Genomic DNA, 23,544 nt, shown 5'->3' on the forward strand with positions numbered 1-23,544 from the left:
AGCGGCTGCTGTTAAGAAGCAAGTGGAAGTGACTCCCAAAGAAAAAAAGCGCTTGAATGTTCAGATGGATGAGTTATGGTCATTCGTTGATAGTAAAGGAAATCAGCAGTGTGTCTGGCTGGCATTGGATGCCCAGACTAGGGAAATTGTTGGTGTACATATTGGAGATCGTAGCGCAGTATCGGCTCAATCTTTATGGAATTCAATGCCACCAGTGTACCGTCAATGTGCAGTATTTTATACCGATCACGCTTTGTGCTTATGATTCTGTATTGCCCAGCAAACGTCATCACGCCGTGTAGATAAAGATAGTGGTTTTACTAGCTATATCGAGCGCTTCAACTGTACTATTCGACAACGAGTATCAAGGGTTGGTAAGAAAGAGCTTAGCCTTCTCTAAAAAATTAGAAAATCATATTGCTGCAATTTGGCGCTTTGTACATCATTACAATGATAATTTACAACTCTAAATGTCTACTTTTATTTGAATTCAGTTTTATTCTGTCGATCCTTTCCTTCAGGGCACTACCGGCACGGTGATGCCTTGCAGGGTAAGGCGGCAAAGACGCTGGCTGATGCAATCTTAGATCGTGACGAGGATTAGATGTTAGATGTCAGTGAATTGACGTGTCGTGACAGTTACTGAGAATTAGCTGAGAATCGGCTGAAAGATCTATACCCAAAAATTCAGGAAATTATTAAGTTCATTTCAGGCGTGCTTAAAAAACCATTGCGATGATACTAATAACCCAAGTTGCTAGTAGCATTTTTCGAGTGAGAAGTTGGGATTTTGGGAGCATCTATGTTCCCCAGTCCGCCAGTCGAAAACGAACTGCTAACTGACGTTAATAGTCGATCTTCTGCTGTGGATTTATTTTTATGAATGCCAACGATCTATTCTTGCTATTGCATCCTTTTTTCGCCGTTGCCGTAGTTTTCCCCCTCATCGGCATGGTAGTGAGAATGGCATGGCAAACCCGCCAACGACGGCTAGCTGTGGCAACTGGTGGGAAAAGTCAAATTCCTGGAGTTGTAGGCAAAGAGCACGTAGATTTGGGTCGATGGCTGAGCGGCTCGGTTGTAGTGCTGTCCTTAATTGGACTGGCACATCCGATCTTCTCAAAAATACTCGAACAACAAGCTTGGATTAAAGAACCATTTCGGGTGGTATTTATCCTGATGATGTTCGTCGCCACTAGCGGAGCGCTGTTCTTTTTATATCGATCGAGCGAAAAGATTTGGCTGGGCATATTTGCCACATTAACGGGAATGGGCTTAGTAGTGATCGGTTCTCAACCAGAGATCTATCGACGCGAATCTGAATGGTATGTCTCCCATTATTACTATGGGATCGTTGCTGCGATGTTAATGATTTTTTCATTAGCGATTATTCAAGATATTTATCGCGATCGCAGCAATCGTTGGCGCAACGTCCATATCATTCTCAACTGCTTGGCACTACTATTATTTATCGGTCAGGGGTTTACTGGCACGCGAGATTTGTTGGAAATTCCGCTGAGTTGGCAAAAGCCCTATGTAGAATCGCTATACAAATATGAATGTGACAAACAAACCTGTCTGGTACAACCTCAGTCTGCACCATCGATCCCAAAATAGTCGATCTTTATACTCGACTTCACTTCTAATTTTTACAACCCAATTCTAGGATTTACAACATGAAAGCTACTTCTTTTCTGCTGACAACAATCGCTCTGGGTACGATCGCCATCGCCACCGTTCCCTTCCAATCATTCGCTCCTAATTCTCTCCAAGCATCTGCCCAAGAAGTTAAGATCGCTCAAACTGAAACTACGCAAGAAAAGATCGACCAAATTACAGCGGTTAAAGGTAAACCAGGTAGTGGAGACTTACTCCGCAAACTATATCCCAAAGATCTCAGTCCAATTGGCGTGCAACCAGGTGGTGCGGGCATGGTAGTTAATCTTTACAGTAAAAACAATGACACTACACTCTCACTCTGTACTGTTTACGATGTGGTTGTGGCAGTCAAAAAAGGCAAAATTGCTAGGTTCAATCCCAGTGAAGTTAAGTAATATCCTCTGCGATCGATTCTAGAATTTAGTATTCTTAATCTCTCGATCGAACTGGATGGTGGGCATTATCTTAACCAAAATCATCGGGTTTTCCGACGAGCGGGAGCTGTTGCCCACTATCTATATTTTAGCAAAATTTACTGCCATGAAAACTTGGATAAACCTGCTCTGAAGATCGTTGATGCCAACAAGTAATATCTATAACCAAAATAGAATTCAGTCAAATATTTGCCCATTAATTTGATTCTATTGGAAAGAAGCTATACCAACGAGGAATTAGAAAATGCTAGAAAATATACAAAAAATTTCCAATCCCATTATTAGATCGATCGCTGCTGGTATCTTTCTAGGCAGTTTAGTCACAATTCCTGCTGGACTTGCCTTAGAATTACTCAAATCTCCAAAGCAGACAACTCCCGAATCTGCAAGTAAGCTAGTTGTCTACACCTCGTTAGCGAGTTCTGTTATCGGTGCGGCGATCGGTTTGAGTTCGGGTAAGCGTAATAAAGATAATGAAATTGAGTCTAACGATTTAGGCGATCGAGAATCATTAAATTCGGGATGGCATGATTGGCGAAAATTTATCGTCATGCGGAAAGTAAGCGAAAGCGATAATATTACATCTTTCTATTTACATCCTGAAGATAACGAGCCGATTCCGGCTTTTATGCCGGGACAATTTCTGACGATAAAACTCGATTTGCCAGAGCGAGCCGAGCCAGTAATCCGCACTTATTCTCTATCCGATTATCATCAATCTCCACTTTATTATCGCCTGTCGATTAAGCGAGAAATTGCACCAGTCGGTACCGATCTACCTCCAGGAATTGCTTCTAATTTTATGCACGATCGCATCCAAGAAGATTCGATAATTTGGGTAAAACCTCCGGCTGGCAAATTCGTACTCAATCTTCACCATCCCCAACCTGCGATCTTAATTAGTAATGGTGTGGGAATTACGCCGATGATTAGTATGGCAAAAGCGGCGATGCAACTAAATCCATTGCGACACATTTGGTTTTTACATGGTGCTAGAGATAGCCAAAATCATGCTTTTCGCGATGAAATTAATGCCCTCGCTGCCAGTCATTCTAATTTACATATTATCTACTGCTATAGCCAACCGATGGCAACAGATATCGGACATTATCACCAGCGTGGATATGTCGATGCTGCTCTGATTCAAAATATAGTGGCACCAGAAATGCAGCAATTGTGTGGTTCCACTGAAGCAGATTACTTTCTGTGTGGCTCGGCATCATTTATGGATGCGATTAGAAATGGATTGAGAACGTGGGGGGTAGCAGACGAGCGAGTAATGTTTGAATCCTTTGCCAAGGCAATGCCAAAACCAGCAAAAGCGGGTGAATCTGTAACCACAGCAACTAGCAATACTAAAGAAATTGTCTTCAGTAAATCTGGTCGAACTCATACTTGGAATCCTGCCGATGGGACGATTTTAGAGTTTGCCGAAGCAAATGGTCTGCGACCTGAATATAGCTGTCGTGCAGGGATTTGCGGTACCTGTACGTGCAAGATTGCTGAAGGAGAAGTGGAGTATCAAGAACAACCAAGTGCGACTGTAGAGCGAGGTTCGGTACTCATCTGTATTTCTCATCCCAAAACGGCAAGGGTAGTTCTCGATCTGTAGATTAATCCTATGAAAAAACGTTATTTTTTATCTGCTGGAATTGCGACGATCGGTTCGATTTGGTTGTCGGATTATTTACCGAACAAAGTTCAAGGAAAAACCATAAAAATAGCTGAAAATCATCAGTTTGAAATTATGAAAACAGAGCAAGAATGGCGGAAGATTTTGACACCAGCTCAATTTGAAGTGTTGCGTCAGCATGGCACCGAACGTGCGGGTAGTAGCCCCCTGGATTTGGAGCATGGTAACGGCACTTTTGCCTGTGCTGGCTGCAATTTGCCACTATTTACCTCTACTACTAAATATAACAGTGGTACGGGTTGGCCGAGCTTTTATGCCCCGATCGAGGGTGCTATTGGAACGACGATCGATCGAGCTTTTGCAATGACTCGAACTGAGGTACATTGTCGTCGCTGTGGCGGACATTTGGGGCATGTCTTTGCAGATGGCCCCAAACCGACGGGTAAACGCTATTGCATGAATGGGGTGGCAATGAAATTTATTGCAGCTTGACCAGCTTTTACGAAGTGGGGAGCGGAAGGTAGAAAGGTCTATTTGCAGTAAGCTTTGTCCGAATCATACTACTGATTGTATTAATCAGATTTGTTGTCAAACTATCAATTCACAATAAAAATGATGAAACTGAATGAAAAAGTTGCTTTAGTCACTGGTAGTAGTGGCGGTATCGGTCAAGGTATTGCAATTCGATTGGCACAGGAAGGCGCGAAAGTTGTTGTCAATTATCGTTCCAATCCTGAAGGCGCGGAACAAACGCTGAAGGCAATTAATGAGATCGGCGGTAATTGCTTGATGGCTGATGGATTTTGCGATCGAGATCGGGGTTATAGTATCGGTGCAGATTTGGGAATGGTTGATGATGTACGGCGTTTAGTTGCTGAAAGTATCGAACATTTTGGCACGATCGATATTTTGGTTAATAATGCTGGGATTGAAAAACATTCTGACTTTTGGGATATAACAGAGCAAGATTTTGATGCGGTTATGAATATCAATTTCAAAGGAGTTTTCTTTGCTACACAGTCTTTCGTCAAACATCAAATCGATGCGGGCAAAAATCGCGCCAGTATTATTAATATTAGTTCCGTTCATGAAGAATTACCATTTCCACACTTCACTACTTACTGTGCTAGTAAAGGTGCCGTGAAAATGATGATGCGAAATCTGGCGGTAGAGCTGGGAAGATTGGGTATTACTATCAATAATGTGGCTCCAGGTGCGATCGAAACGCCAATCAATCAACAGCTACTAAATAACCCCGCTCAATTGCAACCTTTGCTTAAAAATATTCCATTAGGTCGATTTGGAAAACCAGATGATATTGCGGCGGTAGTTGCTTTTCTAGCTTCAGATGACGCTCGGTATATCACTGGTTCGACAGTAGTCGTTGATGGTGGTTTGTTGTGGAACTATCAAGAACAATAGAGATGAAAACCATGCTTAACCAACATTACGATGTTATCATTATCGGCACTGGTGCAGGCGGTGGAACGCTGGCACATCATCTGGCTCCTAGCGGTAAAAAGATCTTAATTCTCGAACGCGGCACATTCTTACCTAGGGAAAAGGAAAACTGGAGTGCCTTGGAAGTCTACCAGCGAGAACGCTATCATACCCAAGAACAGTGGTTTGACAAATCCGATCGAGCCTTTCGTCCAGCAACGAACTATTGCGGGCGTTGCTGATTTACGGTATGAAAGGCTAAATATGCCAGTCATAGAAACCAGTATCGACAAAGCTTGGGGATTTTTAACTTATTTTTTTCATACCCTAGCTATTCGGAGGACACGGAAATTCGCAGGATGAGGTGAAAATTGAAGTGCGATCGCCGATATGGATTTTCCTCAAAGATATAATGATGGTTGGATCGCACTTTCTTACCCACCACCCAAAAAAACCGTGACCAAAACAGAAATCTTAGCAGCACTCAAAAATCTGACAGCAGAAGAACGCCTAGAAATCATCGAAACAGCTTCGCGGATGATGCGCGACGACATAGAACAAAAAGCCCAGCGCAAAGCCGAGAAAAAGCGCCAACTCAGAGCCGCAGCAGAAGCAGCAGTCAAGGATTATATGCCGGGAGGTGCTTTACATGATTTGTGGTCGCCAGACAGCGAACCATATTTTGAATCCGAGGAAGAATACCTGAACGCTGGGATAAAAACTAATGCGTAGAGGCGAAATCTGGCTGGTTACACTTGAACCTACTGTTGGTGCAGAAATCGGCAAAACCCGTCCCGCAGTTATTGTCAGCGATGAGACGGTGGGAATTTTGCTGCTTGAAGTGATTGTCCCCATCACTGACTGGAAAGAACGATATACAGAGAGAAATTGGATGGTTCGACTAGAACCAAGTAGCGAAAATGGCTTGGCTAAACTCTCAGCCGCCGACACTTTTCAAGTCCGTTCCGTTTCCCAACAAAGATTTGTCCGACAACTCGGAAGCCTTTCGGAAACAATTATGGAAGAAATTGCAGATACACTGACAATTGTGCTGGATCTGGATTGAATAACTAGCCAACAGCGTACAAATAGTGTTATTTATAAATAGATTGTATGGCGCGATGGCCTTAAATGATTCCTATACAACTTACACTCAAAAATTTTCTCAGCTATCGCGAAGCTGCTTTAGACTTTCGCGGACTTCACACTGCTTGCATTTGCGGGCCTAACGGTGCTGGTAAATCTTCTCTCCTAGAGGCGATCGCCTGGTCGCTTTGGGGCAGTTGTCGCAGCGATACAGAAGACGATATCATCCATATCGGCGAAATTGATGTCCGAGTTGATTTCACTTTCTCTACGGGCGGCCAAATCTACCGGGTGATTCGCAACCGCCGGCGCGGACAATCGGGAAGTTTGGAATTTCAAGTTAGCTTGAATTGCGCCGAAACTCAGGATGGACTCAGTTTTCGCACTCTCACTGACAAGGGGCTGAGAAATACTCAGCAGAAAATTCTCGAACATATCAAGCTAGATTACGATACTTTTATTAACTCGGCTTATTTGCGGCAGGGGCGTGCTGATGAGTTTATGCTCAAAAAGCCGATCGAGCGCAAGCAAGTTTTAGCCAACCTCCTCAAACTCGATCGATACGACACTTTATCCGAACAAGCCAAGGAAAAAGCCAGAGATTTTAAAGCCAAAGTCGAAGTCCTAAAACACGGCTTGCAGACAACCCAAGAGCAACTGCAACAAAAAGAAGCGATCGCATCCGAACAAATTCAATTGCAGCAAGCAACCGATTTGCTCTCTTCGCAGCAGCAAGCCGACACAGCACATTTGCAGCAACTGCAACTCCAGCACCACAACCGCCAAACTTGGCAAAAACTCCTCGCCGGCCACCAGCAACAACACTATAATATCTCTCAAGAATGCCGTCGCTTGCAGCAAGAACTCGCAGCCGCCAAGCGGCAGCAACACGAGCTGCAAGCCCTGCTCGCCCAAGAAAATGAGATAACAGCAGGAATTGCCTATTTTCAGAGTTTACAATCCACAGAAGAGACGCAGGCTGGAAAATTCAAAGCTCACCAACAAGCGCAAAATCAGCGCCAAAACTTGCAAGAACAGCAACGGCAAGAATTGAGCCTTTTGCAAAACAAAATTCAGCAGTTGCAAGCTCAATTAGATGTCTTAGAACAAGATGAAAAAGATGTTCTAGATGTTCTCAAGCAGCAGCCGGAGGTTGACAAAGGACTCGCACAGTTGCAAGCAGCCCGATCGCGCCTTAACGAACTAGAACAACTGCAACTGCAAGTTTCGCCGCTACTCCAACAGCAGCAGCAGGCGCAAACTAAGCTCGATCGCGCCCATGCCGGTTTAACCGCCCGCTTAGCCGAAATCAACCGACAGGTGCAAGTTCAGCAACAGCAGCGACAGCCGAAATTGCAGCAGGAAATCTCGGCCATCGCCCATCAAATTGTCCAGTTGGAAAACAAGCGAGTTTATCAGGAACGAGTCCGCGAAAAAGGCCAAGAAAGGCACAGCTTTCTAGAAAATCTGCAAGCTAAAAGCCGCGACTATCAAACCCGACTCGCGGAAATTGACCAAAAACTCCAACTGTTGCGGAAAAATGAAGCAGAAACTAGCGCGGGGGAAGGTAAAGCTGCCCAGTTTGGGGAAACTCAGGAAGCGAATTCGCCTTTAATTGTGCGCGATTCGGGTTTTGGCGCCTGTCCTTTGTGCGATCGACCTTTAGACGAACACTACTGGAATTTGGTAGTCACCAAGCACCACTCCCAACAGCAAGAAATCTGGAATCAACTGTGGGTTGTCCGCGAACAGTTGGCAGTTTCCGAGCGCGAAATTCAAGTCCTCAGACACGAATACCGCGAACTAGAACAGGAATTAGCGCCTTACCAAGAATTGCGGGAACGCCGCAGCCATTTGCAAGCTCAATTGGATGGCCTGGGCCAAGATGAAACTCGACTGCAAAGTATGCGTCAAGATGCTGCCCAAATCGAGCGGTTGTTGCGTACTGGCGAGTATGGATCTGATGATTTGAGGGAACTTCAGCAAATTGAACAGCAACTGCAACAGCTCAATTATAGCGATCGCAGCCACTCCCTCGCCCGCAGCGATGAAAAGCGTTTGCGCTGGGCGGAAATTAAGCAAGCTCAAATCAAAGACGCTCAGCAGAAACTTAATAAAATTAACAGCCGCCGCCCGGATTTGCAAACTCAATTAGCCGCCGTACAGCAACAGTTTGAACAGCAAAAAAATAGCTCGGAAATTCAGCAGCAAATTCTGTCTTTAAATAGATATATCGCGGAAGTTGGCTATAACTTGGAACAGCACGAACACGTCCGTAGCGAAATGCGTAAAACGCAGTTTTGGATCGCCCGTGCTGAAAAATTGCGATCGGCAACTCAGCAATTCCCGCAAGTGCAGCAGCGGGTTAATGAAATCGCCAGTTCGATCGCCGTGCGCGATCGCGATTTGCAAGCTGTCACCGCTCAAAGTTCAGCGATGAACCAGCAGTTGCAAGAACATCCCGATCCGACTGCTCAAATAAGTGCGATCGAACAACAAATGGGCCGCCGCCGCCAGCAGCTAGACCAACATTTGGGAAGTCTCGGACGCCTCCAACAACAGCAGCAAAATCTAGAAGATTTGCAAGTTCAGTTAGTCGCTCAAAAAGAGCAAATGCAGGTTGCTAAACGCCAATACAAAGTTTATCAAGAGTTGGGTCAAGCCTTTGGCAAGAACGGGATTCAAGCTTTGATGATTGAAAATGTTTTGCCTCAACTGGAAGCTGAAACCAATCAGATATTGTCGAGATTGAGCGCGAATCAGTTGCACGTACAATTTATTACTCAGCGGGCGGCTGCTTCTAAAAAAGCAACTAAATTGATTGACACTTTAGACATTCTCATTGCTGATGCTCGCGGTACTCGTCCCTATGAAACTTACTCGGGTGGCGAAGCTTTTCGGATTAATTTTGCGATTCGGCTGGCGCTGGCGAGATTGCTGTCTCAGCGGGCGGGTACGGCTTTGCAAATGTTGATTATTGATGAGGGGTTTGGGACTCAGGATGCGGAAGGGTGCGATCGCCTAATTGCTGCCATTAATGCGATCGCCTCTGACTTCGCCTGCATCCTCACCGTTACCCATATGCCGCACCTCAAAGAAGCTTTTCAAGCCAGGATAGAAGTCACCAAAACTGCTCAGGGTTCTAGCCTTGCCTTGTCAATCTAGATTGATTATTCGATTTTCGATTTTCGATTTTTGATTGGCGATTGGCGATCGGACGGCGGTTGAAACCGCGTCTACACAGACGAAACCCGCCTCCGCGGGTTGAAGATCGGACGTACGGTTAAAATTATGTTATTTTCTTGACACCTCGGAGGCGGACTTCGTTTGTATAGGCTGCGATTGCAATACTCGGGACGCTCGCAATGATAAAAAAACGTTAACCCAAGCGTATTCTTGTATAGGCGCGAATTCCATTCGCCCGCTCTTCAACCCGCGGAGGCGGGTTTTGTTTGTATAGGCGCGAATTCCATTCGCCCGCTGTTCCTGTTCCCGATCGATTCGCTGTTCCCGATCGATTCGCTGTTCCCGATTCGCCCGCTCGGACTCATCCATTCGCCCGCTCTTTGATTCGCCCGCTGTTTGATTCGCCCGCTCTTAATTTCCCCGTCGGCTTTTTGGAGCTCCTGAGTTTGTTAGGCTAAATTAAAAATAAGATAATAAAATAAGAATGCCTGAAGCTATTTATATTTTTTTTATTTTCATGTCCGCTCCCTCGGAGTGTGTGTATTGCCACCGATGACAACAGACTCTTTCCACCTGTCTCTCCTAGAAAGGGCGATCGCAGCGTCGAGCAACAGCATCCTGATCGCAGATGCTGGCAGGCTCGACAGACCTATTATATATTGCAATCCTGCTTTTGAGAAACTGACTGGCTACACCCGGGAAGAAGTCATTGGACACAACTGCCGGTTTTTGCAAGGCCCGGATACCGATCGCGCCGAATTAGACAGACTCCGCAGCAGTTTGCGATCGGGAACAGAAGTTAAGGTAATTCTCAAGAATTACCGCAAGGATAAAACACCTTTTTGGAACGAATTAACTGTTTCCCCCGTCCTCGATGGCGACGGAAACCTCACTCATTTTATCGGAGTTCAGAACGATATTACCCAAAGAGTCGCAGCCGAAACAGCCCTGCAAGAAAGCGAAGAAAGATTGCGGGCGATCGCTACTGCGACTCCCATTCCTACGATCATTACGCGCCGCTCAGACAGCACAATTTTGTACGCAAATTCTGCCCTCGGAGAAACTTTCGGTTTGAGTTCAGACAAGCTGATCGCTAGCAAAAAGATCGACTTTTATGCTAATGCGGGCGATCGCCATCAATTGCTAGAATCAGTCAAAAAACACGGCTTTAGCGACAGCGATCAAATCTGCCTCAAGAAAGCAAATGGCAGTTGCTTTTGGGCAAAGATGTCGATGCGAGCGATTAATTTTAAGGGCGAAGCATCAATTTTATCGTCATTTTATGATATTACCGATCGCGTAGAAGCAGAAACCGCACTCCGCCAAAGCGAAGCGAGGTTGCAAAAACTAGCCGCCAACGTTCCGGGAATGATTTATCAATTTCAGCTAGCAGCCGACGGCGCTGTGTCATTCCCCTACATCAGTTCTGGCTGTCGCGAACTCTACGAATTAGAACCAGAGGTGCTGCAAAAGTCAGCTATTCCTGCGATCGAAATGATTCACCCAGAGGATGCACAAAACTTCCACGAAACTCTGGCCATCTCAGCTAAAACTTTAGATCCTTGGCGGTGGGAAGGCAGATTAGTGTTACCGGGCGATCGCATCAAGTGGGTTAGCGGGGCTTCCAGACCCGAACTGAGCGAAAAAGGTGACATTATTTGGGATGGTTTGTTGATCGACATTAGCGATCGCAAACTTGCCGAATCAGCACTGCGACAAAGCGAAGCCCGATTCCAAAAAATGGCCGGCAACCTGCCGGGAATGATTTATCAATACTTGCAGCATCTCGACGGTACCAATGAATTCATTTATGTCAGTCCCGGCTGTTGGGAACTCTATGAATTAACTCCAGAAAAAGTTCAAAAAAACTCAAATTCAATGTGGTCGTTGGTGCATTCAGAAGACCTACAACCGATGCAAGAGTCACTCACAATTTGCGGGAAAAATTTACAACCTTGGAAATATGAAGGGCGGATCGTTACGCGATCGGGAAAACTGAAATGGATTCGCGCCATTGCTCGCCCCGAACTGCAACCGGGCGGCGAGATACTTTGGGAAGGGGTGACAATCGATATTAGCGATCGCAAGGTAGCAGAAATCGCCCTCAGCGAGTCAAAAGTTGCCCTGGAACAAGCCAATCAAGAACTAGAAAAGCGCGTCCTAGAACGCACAGAAGCTTTGCAAAAATCCAAAAAAATGCTGTGGTTGGTGATCGACAACATCCCTCAGTTAATCGCCTGGAAAGATCTAGATTCAGTTTACTTGGGAGGTAACAAAAACTTTGCCACAATCGCAGGTTTAAATCATCCCACTGAAATCACCGGTCTCACGGACTACGATATGCCCTGGAAGCCAGAAGAAACAAAATTTTTCCGAGATTGCGATTGCCGGATCATGGCAAAAAATACCGCTGAATATCACATTATTGAACCTCAAATGCAAGCCGACGGCACCCAGCGCTGGATGGATACAAATAAAATACCTTTGCACGACAACTACGGCAATGTCGTCGGCATTTTATGTACTTTGGAAGACATCACCGATCGGCTTTCACTTGAAGCTAAAGTCCGGGCCAGCGAGGAACTATTTCGCAAAATATTTGAAGATGCACCCATCGGTATCTATTTAGCCAATTTAGACGATCGCCAGTTGGTGCGAGTCAATAAAACTTACTGCGAAATGCTGGGATATACAGCAGCAGAATTGCTGAGTACAACATTCATAGAAATTGGGCATCCCGAAGATCGTCAAAACAATCTCGAAGCTGCTGCCGCTCTCAATCGGGGAGAAATTCCGAGCTATCAAATCGAAATTCGCCATATTTCGGCTACAGGTAAAACTGTTTGGGTAAATGTGACAGCTACTTTGATCCGAGACGGGGAAGGAAAAGCTATTTACAACTTAGGGATGATTGAAAATATTACTAACCGCAAAATTTCCGCAGCAGCACTCCAAGCTTCGGAATCTCAATTGAGAAAACAAGCAACTCAATTGCAAGAAGCCTACGAACAACTCCAACATACTCAAATCCAATTAATTCAATCAGAAAAAATGTCTAGCCTCGGGCAGATGGTGGCTGGTATCGCCCATGAAATCAACAATCCTGCAAATTTTATTAACGGCAATATTTCTCACACCAACATCTATTTTAACGACTTAATAGAACTTTTGAATCTCTACCAGCACTATTACCCGTCTCCTGCTCAGCAAATTACCGAAACACTGAAGCAAATAGAGTTTGATTTCCTCAAGGAAGACTTGCCAAAAATGCTAAATTCTATGAAAGTAGGAGTAGAAAGAATTAGTGATATTGTATTGTCGCTGAGGAATTTTGCGCGATTAGATCAATCAGAAATAAAGTTGGCAGACCTTCACGAAGGAATTGAGAGTACGCTGTTAATTGTGCAGCATCGATTGCACCACGACACTCAAGAAAAACGAATTGAAATCATTAAAGACTACGGAACTATATCGAAAATTTACTGTTGTGCGGGGCAGTTAAATCAGGTGTTTTTTAATATTATCAGCAATGCAATTGACGCTGTGGAAAACCGCAAACAACCCCGGACGATCGTGATTCGTACTGAAATGAAAAAAGCTGGGTTGAACAATAGTAAAAGCAATGTCGGCGAGTGCGATCGCGTGGTCATTTGCATCGCCGACAGCGGCCCTGGAATGACCGAAGACGTTAGCAAGCGCCTGTTTGACCCCTTTTTTACCACGAAACCGGTTGGGTCTGGAACAGGTTTGGGATTGTCCATCAGCCATCAGATTGTGGTAGAAAAACATAAGGGAAGTCTGCGGTGCATCTCAGCGCCCGGACAAGGAGCAGAATTCTGGATTGAAATTCCGGTTTCAACAGTTGACAGTTGACAATTGACAGTTGACAGTTTGAGAGCGACCTCTACCCTTAAGTCCGAGGATTGGAGTAATGAATACTCTGATTTTAATTTCTCCCGCTCCGGCGGGCGGGCTTTCAACCAATTCTTTCTGGTAAAGGATGGAAATTTAGATAAAACGTACGGTCTTCTTTTAATCCCCAATTGCCGTCGGTGCTTGAGTTATCAGGGTTTTGAATTAACGGCACTGAGACGCCGAAATTAATCTCATTTGTGCGGTGTGCTCATCTGCTGCCCTTATTCGCTAGGCAATTATGCTGAAAAAACTACCTTTATCCTGGTCTCGCTACATTCCAGCCGGGTTGACACTTGTTTTGGGTGTCGGATTCTCGGCCCTGGCATTTGCCTTGGTTTGGGACTGGGAAGACAGGCGCCACGACTACGAAATGCACCGCCGCATCGACGATATTTCGATCGGCATTGAACGCCAACTCAACTCAGACTTAGACGCAGTTCTCGCCCTCAGCGACTACATGAAAGCGTTTAGCGTCGTCGAACGTTCTTCTTTTGCTCGGTTTGTCGGCCGTCCCCTATCCGTTCACCCCAGCCTGCAACTGCTGGCTTGGGCCCCCCGCGTTCCCAATTCCCAGCGCGCCAACTACGAAGCCCAAGCCAGAACCGAAACTGACTCCAGCTTCCAGATTACAGAGCGCGGCCCCCAGGGAGAACTCCGCAAGGCCGGCCAGCGTTCCGAATATTTCCCAGCTTTTTACGTCGAACCAACAGCGGGAAACGAGACAGCATTGGGATTTGACCTCACTTCCCACCCAGAAATTCGCGCTGCGATCGATCGCGCGCGGGATACTGGAGAAATGATTGTCACCAGCTACGACGGTCTAATTCAGCGCAATTCGCCGGAAGTGGGTCTTTTGGTAATAGTTCCGATTTACGAAAACAGCACTAAACCGACTACCCTGGAATCCCGCCGCCAACTGCTACAAGGATTTGTTCTGGGCGTATTTCAAGGCAAAGATATTTTCCAAACCTCTTTAAAAGGACGCAATACCGACTACCTCACCATTTATCTCGCCAGCGAGCCTCCAGACAAGCCAGAAGCACTGCCGTTGTTACCGCCAACGCCCGACCCCGTTCTGCAAAATCGGGCTGCTGACGGGCAAATTCCGCAATTTGCGGCTTTGTTCCAATCCTCCACCCAACAAGTGTTCACCGCATCGGCCGCTGCGAAAGTAACTCAAAGGTCAAACTGCCCGATTCTGGACAATCCAGGCCCGCAGTATGCGGCTTGCCAAAGGGTGCTGAAAATTAGCGGCAGCCAGTGGTCTTTATACGTGTCTGCAACGCCGGAAATTCGGAAGACTCGCAAGCACTGGCGTTCTTGGGGAACTCTGAGTATGGGGATGTTGTGGACTCTGCTGCCGGTGACATATATGCTGACAGCGTTGAGTCGCACCGCCCAAATCGAAAAGCTAGCCCGAGAAAGAATTCTCCAAACCGAACAGTTGCAGGCTGCTTACCAACAGTTGGAAGTGGAACAAGCGAAATCCGAGCAACTGTTGCTGAATGTTTTGCCGGCGGCGATCGTCCTGCGTTTGAAAGATAATGAACATAATATCGCCGAAAGTTTTGGGGAAGTAACGGTGATGTTTGCCGACATTGTGGGCTTTACAGAGCTTTCGTCGAGAATTTCAGCGACTGCGGTAGTGTCCGTGCTCAATGATATTTTTTCAGCTTTTGATCATTTAGCCGATCGCCACGGTTTGGAGAAAATTAAGACTATTGGTGATGCTTACATGGTTGTCGGCGGTTTACCTACTCCGCGAGAGGATCATGCCGAGGCGGTGGCGAATATGGCGATCGATATGCTACAAGAAATCCGGTTTCTGAGCTTAAATCATTCCGAACCATTCAGCATTCGGATCGGAATTAGCAGTGGCCCTGTAGTTGCCGGCGTCATCGGCTTAAAAAAGTTTATTTACGACCTTTGGGGCGACACAGTAAATATTGCTTCGCGCATGGAATCCCACGGGATTACCGGCTGCATTCAAGTCACCGCCGAAACCTACGAAATATTAAAGAATAAATACACTTTTCAGAAGCGAGGGGCGATTCAAGTTAAGGGCAAGGGATACATGGTTACTTATTTGTTGACTGGTCGTAAATAATAGCAATTTTCCAAATTTATTTTGTAGGGTGTGTCGTTATCGCTCGTACCCGAAAAAATCTAAAATCGAGCTAACGACGCACAGGCGAGAATATTTGAGGAAACAACTTGGACGTTCATTCCACTAAATAATTGTGTTGTAGCAATATTTGTTTGTGCTTGGTATAATTCCCAAATCCAGGGTGGATCTCATTTTTGTAAAAAGCATTTTTTTCTTATAGTGCTGTCCGATCTGATTGGCACAAGATAACGACCCAATTGTCTTAGTAGACTCCTTATATAGCAAGGATTTTAGGATTTCCATATCTAGAAAATCAATTAGGATTGCTATAGTGCGAGCGTCCCCGCTCGCGTATCGTATAATACGCGAGCGGGGACAGCACTATAATAAAAAATGCTTTTTACAAAAATGAGATGCTCCCAATGTTTTTTTTGATGCGACCTCGCTTAGGAATGACAATTAAATAACTTACAATTTTTACTGTTCTTGTGGGATGGGCGTCCCGCCCGTCCCACAAATATGTGTAAATTATTTAATTCGCGATCCTTAGTATACAATTAGTATAAGAGGGCTGAAGCCCAACAACATACCTCACTTATCTGAGAAGGGTTATATCAACGTTTATTCTGATATTTTAGATGAATTAATGTCTCATTTTCCCTACGCCCGATCGCACAAATCCTCCTTACTGCATCCGATCGATCGTCCGATACTGCACCGCCTCCCCCACGTGATTAGTCTTCAAGCTGTCATCCCCCGACAAATCCGCAATAGTCCTAGCAACCTTCAAAATGCGATCGCTAGCCCGCGCCGAAAGCCCCAATTTCCGAATCGCCATCTCCAACAAATTCCGCGAAGCATCATCCAACTGACACCATTGGTTAATGTGGCTGCTTAGCATCTGCGCGTTACACCGCAAGCCAGCTTCTGACTGAAAACGGCGAGTCGCCATCTCTCGCGCCCGCTGCACCCTCACCCGCACCGGTTCCGACTCCTCCCCCGTCGCCTGTCTGGTAATTTCCTCAGGTTTCAAACGATTAACCGCCACTTGCAAATCAATCCGATCCATCAAAGGCCCCGAAAGTTTTGCCCAATATTGTTCCCTCTTTTGGGGCGAACAAGTACACTGTTGGATCGAGTCGCCATAGTAACCGCAAGCGCAAGGATTCGTACTAGCAACTAATGTAAATTGTGCCGGAAACATCACCGATTGTCTGGTTCTAGAAATCGTCACATAACCGTCTTCTAAAGGCTGTCGCAAAAACTCCAAAACATCTCTTTTAAATTCAGTTAATTCATCCAGAAAAAGTATGCCGCGATGTGCTAAGGAAATTTCACCCGGACGCGGAAAACTGCCCCCGCCAACGAGAGAAGGCCCGGATGCTGAATGGTGAGGACTGCGAAAAGGTCGATCGCTCACCAGCATACCCTTATCCTTCAACAAACCAGCCACCGAATGAATTTGAGTCACATCCAAAGCTTCATCAAAAGTCAGCGGTGGCAAAATACCCGGCAAACGTCTCGCCAGCATCGTCTTGCCGCTTCCTGGCGGCCCCACAAAAATCAAATTGTGTCCACCGGCAGCCGCAATTTCCAAAGCCCGCCGCGCGTGAATTTGCCCCTTTACGTCTTTTAAATCTAGACCCTGAAACCTAGTTTTTCCTAACTCTTCTCTACCGTTTACTTGTATCGGTGAATAAACTTGAGGATTGTTCAAAAAATCAGTAACTGCAAATATATTTTCAAAACCGTAAACAGATATTCCTTTTACTAAAGCCGCTTCCTTTGCATTGGCTGCTGGTACAATTAACCCCGAAATACCCATTTTGGCAGCAGCAGCGGCGATCGGCAAAACCCCCGCCACAGGCCGCAAACTCCCGTCCAAAGAGAGTTCCCCCAAAAACAAATAATCTCCCAACAGCTCGGCGCTGACCTGTTCGGATGCTGCTAAAATGCCAATGGCGATCGGCAAATCAAAACTCGGGCCTTCCTTACGCAAATCCGCCGGAGTCAAATTAATCACAATACTCCGCATCGGAAAACCATATCCCGAATTTTTGAGCGTAGCCTTAACCCTTTCTTTAGCCTCTTGCACCGCCGAATCCGGCAACCCCACAACCACAATTTTCGGCAGTCCCCCCGATACATCAGCCTCCACACCCACCTTTACCGCGTCAATTCCTACGATAGATGCACTCCAAACCCTCGCAAGCATTATTTTTTATCCTCAATTTGCCTGTCTTCGATCCATCATCTATTATGATTAACAATGACTAATGAATATCAGAAGAGGCAAGAAAAACTTTTCGTTGCCTCTTCCTTTTCTCCTCTTCTCTTCCTTCTCTCCTCCTGCCTCTTCCCCCTTCCTCCCTCCCCTTGTCCCCTCCGCCTTCCCCCTTCCCTGAAAATTTATCCGTTACATCCCGTACATTGCCCGTTGCCGAACTTCGTTAACACCCATGACAACCCAAGAAACGCTTTTCAGCAAAATCATCCGCAAAGAGATTCCCGCAGACATCGTTTATGAGGACGACTTAGCCCTCGCCTTCAGAGATATCAATCCGCAAGCGCCAGTCCACATCCTCGTCATTCCCAAAAAACCTATTCCCAAATTAGCCGATGCCGAATCGGGAGATCATGCCCTCATGGGACACCTGCTGCTGACTGTAAAACGGGTAGCCGAACAACTCGGACTCAGTAACGGCTATCGCGTCGTGATTAATACCGGCAATGACGGTGGCCAAACCGTAGATCACCTGCACCTTCACATTCTCGGCGGACGGCACATGAAGTGGCCCCCAGGCTAAAGGCTAATTTTTAGGCACAATTTACGAACTCATCCTCAGAAACCCGGTTTATGGCAATTGCAAAGCGCCTTATGAACCGGGTTTTTAGTTGATGAATCCGGTTGATTGCGGATTCTGGAGAATTTAGTGCGATCGCCACATCCGTGAGAACATAAATAACTTCTTGAATAGAGCCGATACTCCTCAAGCATCAATGATTTGATTCTCGTTCTACAACCGTCAACAGTCAACCGTCAACAGTCAACTGTCAACAGTCAATCCACCTAGGATATGTAAACAAATATTAAAATTCATCTGCTCAATCGCCAATTAAGATATGTTTAACTATAAAGAAGTTTGACCTCAACAAAAATAATTTGACTTAACTGCTGAACCAACCTACAGAATAAAGATTCAGCTCTTCTGCCCGCTTTATTTTAACCGTATTTATTCTGTAATATTACTTTGCAAACAGCCACAAAAATTCATCAAGAATCAAGTTATGTAAAGGATTATAAATTTATTCAAATATAAGCACTAATCCCTTTGCAAACTGTTGTGAATAGTGTTACTAATATAAGCGTGGAGATTTCCACAACAGAACGTTGAAAATTCAATTAAGCAATCATAAAACAAATGACAACAACCGTACAGCGTCGCGAAAGCGGCAACGTTTGGGAACGGTTCTGCGAGTGGGTAACTAGCACCGATAACCGGATTTATGTTGGTTGGTTTGGGACAATCATGATCCCAACTCTGCTGACCGCAACCACCTGCTACATCATTGCCTTTGTAGCAGCTCCTCCTGTGGATATTGACGGCATCCGCGAACCAGTTGCTGGTTCCTTGATGTTCGGCAATAACCTGATCAGTGGTGCTGTTGTTCCTTCGTCTAATGCGATCGGGCTTCACTTCTATCCCATCTGGGAAGCAGCCTCTTTAGACGAATGGTTGTACAACGGCGGCCCTTACCAGCTCGTCATTTTCCACTTCCTCATCGGCATTTTTTGCTACATGGGCCGCCAGTGGGAACTGAGCTATCGCTTAGGAATGCGTCCTTGGATCTGCGTAGCCTACTCTGCACCTGTGGCATCTGCTACCGCAGTATTTTTGATTTACCCGATCGGACAAGGCAGCTTTTCTGACGGTATGCCCCTGGGTATCAGCGGCACATTCAACTTCATGATCGTGTTCCAAGCCGAGCACAACATCCTGATGCACCCCTTCCACATGTTGGGAGTAGCTGGTGTCTTCGGCGGTGCTTTGTTCTCTGCCATGCACGGTTCTTTGGTAACATCTTCTTTGGTTCGCGAGACAAGTGAAAGCGAATCGCTAAACTACGGTTACAAATTTGGTCAAGAAGAAGAAACCTACAACATCGTTGCAGCCCACGGCTACTTCGGTCGTTTGATCTTCCAATATGCAAGTTTTAACAACAGCCGTTCCTTGCACTTCTTATTAGGTGCGTGGCCAGTTGTCGGCATCTGGTTTACCGCTTTAGGTATTTCCACGATGGCTTTCAACCTCAACGGTTTCAACTTCAACCAATCTATTATCGACTCGCAAGGTCGCGTCATCAACACTTGGGCGGATGTCATCAACCGCGCTAATTTGGGTATGGAAGTAATGCACGAGCGCAATGCTCACAACTTCCCGCTCGACTTGGCCGCTGGTGAAGTCACCCCAGTAGCAATGGTTGCTCCTTCCATCAACGGCTAAATTTAGCTTTTGATTGACAAAAAGCGCTCTCTCCAAATGAGGGCGCTTTTTGTTTTGGCAAGTATAAATTAAGAGATTTATTTTTGATATTGTTTCCGCTACAATGACCAGAATCAAATTGGTTTGTAGTGAGGACTTTAGTCCGCATTCAAGAAAGGACTAAAGTCCTCACTACAAACCGTTATGATATGATATATTGATTAAGAATTATTATATTTAATTGGCAATCATCAAAGTGGCGATATTTAAAAGACTTAAATTTGAAAAACTCGCGATTGAGAAATCTCAAATATTAGGCGGGGCGATCGCATTTTTCAGCGGCATTTTGATGGCATTGACAACAGCACCATTCAATGCTTGGCTGTTGGCTTGGGTAGTATTAGCTCCCCTGTGGGTTTTGGTTGTCAGTTATGAACGACCAATAATCACAGAAAAAAAACCAAAAGTTCTTCCTTCTTTCTTATTCATTCTTCCTTCTTCTTTCTTCCTTCTTCCTGCTCTTTGGGGAATTGGCTATCACGGATTAGCCATATCTTGGATTATGGGAATACACCCAATGACTTGGTTGGGAGTTCCTTGGTGGCCCAGTTTGGCGATCGCACTTTTTTGCTGGATATTCATCACCTTCTGGGGAAGTGCATTAGTCACCCTTTGGGCATGGTTATTTGCGATCGTAACTTCCCACATTAGTGGCACAGGCATCTTGCCTGTGATTTCCCAAAAAATTAGTGGCACAGGCATCTTGCCTGTGATTTCCCAAAAAATTAGTGGCACAGGCATCTTGTTAGTGGCACAGGCATCTTGCCTGCGATCCGCGTGTTAATTGGTACAGCTTTGTGGTGTGCCTTAGAAAGTATTTGGAGTACAGGCTCGCTGTGGTGGACATCACTATCATACACCCAAAGCCCGCACAACTTAGCCATATTGCACCTCGGTCAACTCTCCGGGCCCAGCGCAGTAACAGCGGCAGTTGTAGCAGTAAATGGCTTAATTGCCGAAGCTTTTATCGCAGGAAGAAGGAAGAAGGAAGAAGGCCTTTCGGCTTCGCTCAAGGTAAAAAGAGGGAAGAAGGAAGAGGGAAAAGGAGAGAAGGAAGAAGGAAGAGGGAAGAATTGGATTGCTTATATTGTGCCTGCGGGTTTGTTTTTAGTTTTGCATATTGTCGGCTGGAGTTTCTACAATCGCCCGTTAATTCAAGAGGCGGGAACAGCTTTACAAATTGGGATTATTCAAGGCAATATTCCTAACGAGATTAAGTTTGACTCAGGTGGTTGGCGGCGCGCTTTGGAAGGTTACACGGCTGGATATAAGGAGTTAGCTGACAGAGGAGTAGATGCTGTGTTGCTTCCAGAGACGGCTTTGCCTTTTATCTGGACAAACGAGTATCAACGTTCTACTCTTTCTTTTTACCAAGCGATTCTCCAACGCGGTGTTCTGGCTTGGGTTGGAGGATTCGGACAGGAAGGAGATAGCATGACTAATAGCTTATTGGCGATCGACAAAACAGGAGAAATTGTCAGCCGGTATGATAAACTCAAGCTAGTGCCCTTAGGCGAATACATCCCTTTTTACGAAATCTTAGGCGGCATTATTAATCGGCTGTCTCCCTTAGATACTCATTTAGTACCAGGGAACTCAAAACAATGGTTTAATACGCCGTTTGGCCACGCTATTGTCGGAATTTGTTACGATTCAGCGTTTGCTGAAGTTTTCCGATATCAGGCGGCAAATGGAGGTGAATTTATACTCACAGCTTCCAACAATGCCCATTACAAACCGCCGATGCTGGCTCAACATCATGCTTTGGATGTGATGCGGGCCATTGAAACTGATAGATGGGCTGCGATCGCAACTAATACAGGTTATTCTGCTTTTGTAAATCCTCGCGGCGAGACGATTTGGAAGTCTGGAATTAATACCTATGAAGTCCGAGATGCTACTATTTATCGGCGGCAAACTCGGACTTTGTACGTGCGGTGGGGAGATTGGCTGACGCCTTTATTGTTGGTTTTAGCTGGGTTAATGTGGTTAATTGCTAGAAATTAACGTTAGGCGGAAGCTATAGCATTTCGATCTCCATATGAGGTACTCATGGGCATAGGGCATAGGGCATGAGTTACTGGTTATTGGTTATTAGAACGAACAAGAAACATAAGACAAATAAGCTCCGAGGCATTTAAATTGCACGTCCGAATAAAGTTAAACTTTTGTGGGGCGGGAATCCTGCCCGCCGTAAAAATACAATTTAAATGCACAAAAGCGTAACCAATCACCAATGACTAACGATCGACAACCAATGACCAATAACCAATAACTAATAACCAATAACCAATAACCAATGACTAATCACTAATGACTTTAATGCTCTTTTGCCCGAGCATGAACGCTAGGAGATAAAGTAATTAAATCGTTGATATTGCGCTGCATAGTAGCACAAATATTATCCAAAGGCAAATCATTGGCATCGTGTCCAAAAGGATTTTCAATTTCAATGCCGATTTCTTCGATACCGAACAAAGCAAAACTAATTAAAGCTACCACAGGGCCTGTCCCCCAAGTTAACTCCTTCACCATTTGAAAAGGCAGTGCCAAGCAGTAAAGCAAGAGTAGCTGTTTGAGATGAATCGCGTAAGCAAGAGGCATCGGAGTTCTCAAAATTCGCTCGCAACCGCTCAAGGCCTCAATCATGTTATTTACTAACTGATTCATCGCAGTTAGCCGATAGACATCGAGGTTATTTGCCTCGTACTGTATCGTCAAATAATCCCCAATCCAAAAAGCAATTTCGAGGGGAGGATTGTTCATTTTTTTGAGATTCTCATACTGTTGGGGTAGTACGTAAGGCTCTATTTCTGAGCTAATTGGTTCTTGGCGCAAGTGCAATTTCATTGCTATGGCAAAAGCCACTAATAATCGCAAAGTAGACTTTTTTTTCGCTAAATCATCCGGTTCTCGATCGCTAATAGATACCCAGATTTGACGTGCCAAATTTCTGACTGCAATAATTAAGGTTCCCCAGCACCTCCGGCCTTCCCAAAATCGATCGTAAGCTGTATTTGTCCGAAACACTAATAATAAGCCGAGGACTATACTGGGAACAATGCTTGATAAGATGGGCAACGATACTGGGAGTTTAAAAAAGTACATCACCGAAATCAACAACCCAAAACCAGCGCACAGCATGACGCGGGGCCAAATGAAAAAAATGATCGACCCTTGAAACTGGAAGGCAACTTTAAACCAGGGCCGCTTTTCTGTAATCATCACAATCTCCTGTTAAAATAAAATCCAGCACTGGGGACTGTATGGGCGTGACAAATGCCTGCTAGACATTGTTTTCAGATGCGATCGCACTTTCACCGAATAGCAAGGGTTTGAAGCCCTTACTCAGGTCGGCAGATTGTGATAAGAACCGAGTTTAAATCTCCGTTATTATCACTTCGCTGTCAACTGTCAACTGTCAACTGTCAACTGTTCACCACGCTGCTTTTATCCGCACAACCTTCGGATTTTACCGAAAAAACTCATCTTTGCGATCGATCGCCAATCTAATATTGATTTCATTAGACACTTAATTAG

The 23,544-nt window shown here is 45.4% G+C and carries 18 protein-coding genes and 1 pseudogene; 17 read left to right on the plus strand and 2 right to left on the minus strand.

What is annotated here, in order from left to right:
* From JGK16_RS13635 to JGK16_RS13695, 13 genes are all read left to right on the plus strand, one after another.
* The coding region (locus tag JGK16_RS13635; protein ID WP_293190949.1) for an IS1 family transposase at window positions 1-265 on the plus strand (265 nt) is incomplete at its 5' end.
* A 614-nt stretch (window positions 266-879) separates the two neighbouring features.
* On the plus strand, window positions 880-1,617 hold the full coding sequence (locus JGK16_RS13640) for a DUF4079 domain-containing protein (RefSeq protein WP_293180524.1): 738 nt from the start codon (window positions 880-882) through the stop codon (window positions 1,615-1,617).
* 59 nt (window positions 1,618-1,676) lie between these two features.
* On the plus strand, window positions 1,677-2,054 hold the full coding sequence (locus JGK16_RS13645) for a hypothetical protein (RefSeq protein ID WP_293180521.1): 378 nt from the start codon (window positions 1,677-1,679) through the stop codon (window positions 2,052-2,054).
* Between the two features lie 283 nt (window positions 2,055-2,337).
* Window positions 2,338-3,705, plus strand: a complete 1,368-nt coding sequence (locus JGK16_RS13650) for a 2Fe-2S iron-sulfur cluster-binding protein (protein WP_293180518.1) — start codon at window positions 2,338-2,340, stop codon at window positions 3,703-3,705.
* A gap of 9 nt (window positions 3,706-3,714) precedes the next feature.
* A complete protein-coding gene (msrB, locus tag JGK16_RS13655) occupies window positions 3,715-4,218 on the plus strand; it encodes a peptide-methionine (R)-S-oxide reductase MsrB (protein ID WP_325315842.1) in 504 nt (167 codons plus the stop codon).
* A gap of 120 nt (window positions 4,219-4,338) precedes the next feature.
* Window positions 4,339-5,148: a glucose 1-dehydrogenase gene (locus JGK16_RS13660; protein ID WP_293190951.1), complete on the plus strand. Its 810-nt coding sequence runs from the start codon at window positions 4,339-4,341 to the stop codon at window positions 5,146-5,148.
* Between the two features lie 11 nt (window positions 5,149-5,159).
* Window positions 5,160-5,408, plus strand: a complete 249-nt coding sequence (locus JGK16_RS13665) for an NAD(P)-binding protein (protein ID WP_293197031.1) — start codon at window positions 5,160-5,162, stop codon at window positions 5,406-5,408.
* 214 nt (window positions 5,409-5,622) lie between these two features.
* Window positions 5,623-5,898, plus strand: a complete 276-nt coding sequence (locus tag JGK16_RS13670) for a hypothetical protein (protein ID WP_293197033.1) — start codon at window positions 5,623-5,625, stop codon at window positions 5,896-5,898.
* Window positions 5,891-6,232 (plus strand): type II toxin-antitoxin system PemK/MazF family toxin, encoded by a 342-nt coding sequence (locus JGK16_RS13675; RefSeq protein ID WP_293180505.1) that lies wholly within the window; start codon window positions 5,891-5,893, stop codon window positions 6,230-6,232. The genes JGK16_RS13670 and JGK16_RS13675 overlap by 8 nt, the downstream gene beginning before the upstream one ends.
* 65 nt (window positions 6,233-6,297) lie before the next feature.
* A complete protein-coding gene (locus JGK16_RS13680) occupies window positions 6,298-9,417 on the plus strand; it encodes an SMC family ATPase (RefSeq protein WP_293190955.1) in 3,120 nt (1,039 codons plus the stop codon).
* 287 nt (window positions 9,418-9,704) lie between these two features.
* Window positions 9,705-9,896, plus strand: coding sequence for a hypothetical protein (locus tag JGK16_RS13685; protein ID WP_293180499.1), 192 nt, complete (start codon window positions 9,705-9,707; stop codon window positions 9,894-9,896).
* 94 nt (window positions 9,897-9,990) lie between these two features.
* Window positions 9,991-13,311: a PAS domain S-box protein gene (locus tag JGK16_RS13690; RefSeq protein WP_293190957.1), complete on the plus strand. Its 3,321-nt coding sequence runs from the start codon at window positions 9,991-9,993 to the stop codon at window positions 13,309-13,311.
* Window positions 13,312-13,591: 280 nt separating this feature from the next.
* Window positions 13,592-15,460, plus strand: a complete 1,869-nt coding sequence (locus JGK16_RS13695) for an adenylate/guanylate cyclase domain-containing protein (protein ID WP_293190959.1) — start codon at window positions 13,592-13,594, stop codon at window positions 15,458-15,460.
* A 685-nt stretch (window positions 15,461-16,145) separates the two neighbouring features.
* On the opposite strand, the gene JGK16_RS13700 is transcribed toward JGK16_RS13695, so the two are convergent.
* Window positions 16,146-17,675: a YifB family Mg chelatase-like AAA ATPase gene (locus JGK16_RS13700; protein ID WP_293190961.1), complete on the minus strand. Its 1,530-nt coding sequence runs from the start codon at window positions 17,673-17,675 to the stop codon at window positions 16,146-16,148.
* 244 nt (window positions 17,676-17,919) lie between these two features.
* On the opposite strand from JGK16_RS13700, the gene JGK16_RS13705 reads away from it, so the two are divergent.
* The 4 genes and pseudogenes from JGK16_RS13705 to lnt form a co-directional block, all read left to right on the plus strand.
* Window positions 17,920-18,267, plus strand: a complete 348-nt coding sequence (locus tag JGK16_RS13705; protein WP_293180488.1) for a histidine triad nucleotide-binding protein — start codon at window positions 17,920-17,922, stop codon at window positions 18,265-18,267.
* 615 nt (window positions 18,268-18,882) lie between these two features.
* A complete protein-coding gene (gene psbA / locus JGK16_RS13710; RefSeq protein ID WP_293190964.1) occupies window positions 18,883-19,965 on the plus strand; it encodes a photosystem II q(b) protein in 1,083 nt (360 codons plus the stop codon).
* Window positions 19,966-20,185: 220 nt separating this feature from the next.
* Entirely contained in the window at window positions 20,186-20,788 is a 603-nt protein-coding gene (locus JGK16_RS32735; RefSeq protein ID WP_366517162.1) for a hypothetical protein, read from the plus strand.
* Window positions 20,776-22,011, plus strand: a pseudogene (gene lnt, locus JGK16_RS13720) (apolipoprotein N-acyltransferase); the annotation flags it as partial. The gene JGK16_RS32735 and the pseudogene lnt, both read left to right, overlap by 13 nt.
* Before the next feature lie 312 nt (window positions 22,012-22,323).
* Here lnt and JGK16_RS13725 read toward each other — a convergent pair.
* A complete protein-coding gene (locus JGK16_RS13725; RefSeq protein ID WP_293180480.1) occupies window positions 22,324-23,229 on the minus strand; it encodes a bestrophin family ion channel in 906 nt (301 codons plus the stop codon).
* Between the last annotated feature and the right edge of the window lie 315 nt (window positions 23,230-23,544).

It is taken from the genome of Microcoleus sp. PH2017_09_SFU_O_A (assembly GCF_020738625.1).
Taxonomy (GTDB): domain Bacteria; phylum Cyanobacteriota; class Cyanobacteriia; order Cyanobacteriales; family Microcoleaceae; genus Microcoleus.

Excerpts from the sequence above, each read along its gene's own strand:
- JGK16_RS13640 (WP_293180524.1), top strand. The coding sequence starts at position 880 with ATGAATGCCAACGATCTATTCTTGCTATTGCATCCTTTTTTCGCCGTT.
- JGK16_RS13645 (WP_293180521.1), top strand. The coding sequence starts at position 1,677 with ATGAAAGCTACTTCTTTTCTGCTGACAACAATCGCTCTGGGTACGATC.
- JGK16_RS13650 (WP_293180518.1), top strand. The coding sequence starts at position 2,338 with ATGCTAGAAAATATACAAAAAATTTCCAATCCCATTATTAGATCGATC.
- msrB (WP_325315842.1), top strand. The coding sequence starts at position 3,715 with ATGAAAAAACGTTATTTTTTATCTGCTGGAATTGCGACGATCGGTTCG.
- JGK16_RS13660 (WP_293190951.1), top strand. The coding sequence starts at position 4,339 with ATGATGAAACTGAATGAAAAAGTTGCTTTAGTCACTGGTAGTAGTGGC.
- JGK16_RS13665 (WP_293197031.1), top strand. The coding sequence starts at position 5,160 with ATGCTTAACCAACATTACGATGTTATCATTATCGGCACTGGTGCAGGC.
- JGK16_RS13675 (WP_293180505.1), top strand. The coding sequence starts at position 5,891 with ATGCGTAGAGGCGAAATCTGGCTGGTTACACTTGAACCTACTGTTGGT.
- JGK16_RS13680 (WP_293190955.1), top strand. The coding sequence starts at position 6,298 with ATGATTCCTATACAACTTACACTCAAAAATTTTCTCAGCTATCGCGAA.
- JGK16_RS13690 (WP_293190957.1), top strand. The coding sequence starts at position 9,991 with ATGACAACAGACTCTTTCCACCTGTCTCTCCTAGAAAGGGCGATCGCA.
- JGK16_RS13695 (WP_293190959.1), top strand. The coding sequence starts at position 13,592 with ATGCTGAAAAAACTACCTTTATCCTGGTCTCGCTACATTCCAGCCGGG.
- JGK16_RS13700 (WP_293190961.1), bottom strand. The coding sequence starts at position 17,675 with ATGCTTGCGAGGGTTTGGAGTGCATCTATCGTAGGAATTGACGCGGTA.
- JGK16_RS13705 (WP_293180488.1), top strand. The coding sequence starts at position 17,920 with ATGACAACCCAAGAAACGCTTTTCAGCAAAATCATCCGCAAAGAGATT.
- psbA (WP_293190964.1), top strand. The coding sequence starts at position 18,883 with ATGACAACAACCGTACAGCGTCGCGAAAGCGGCAACGTTTGGGAACGG.
- JGK16_RS13725 (WP_293180480.1), bottom strand. The coding sequence starts at position 23,229 with ATGATTACAGAAAAGCGGCCCTGGTTTAAAGTTGCCTTCCAGTTTCAA.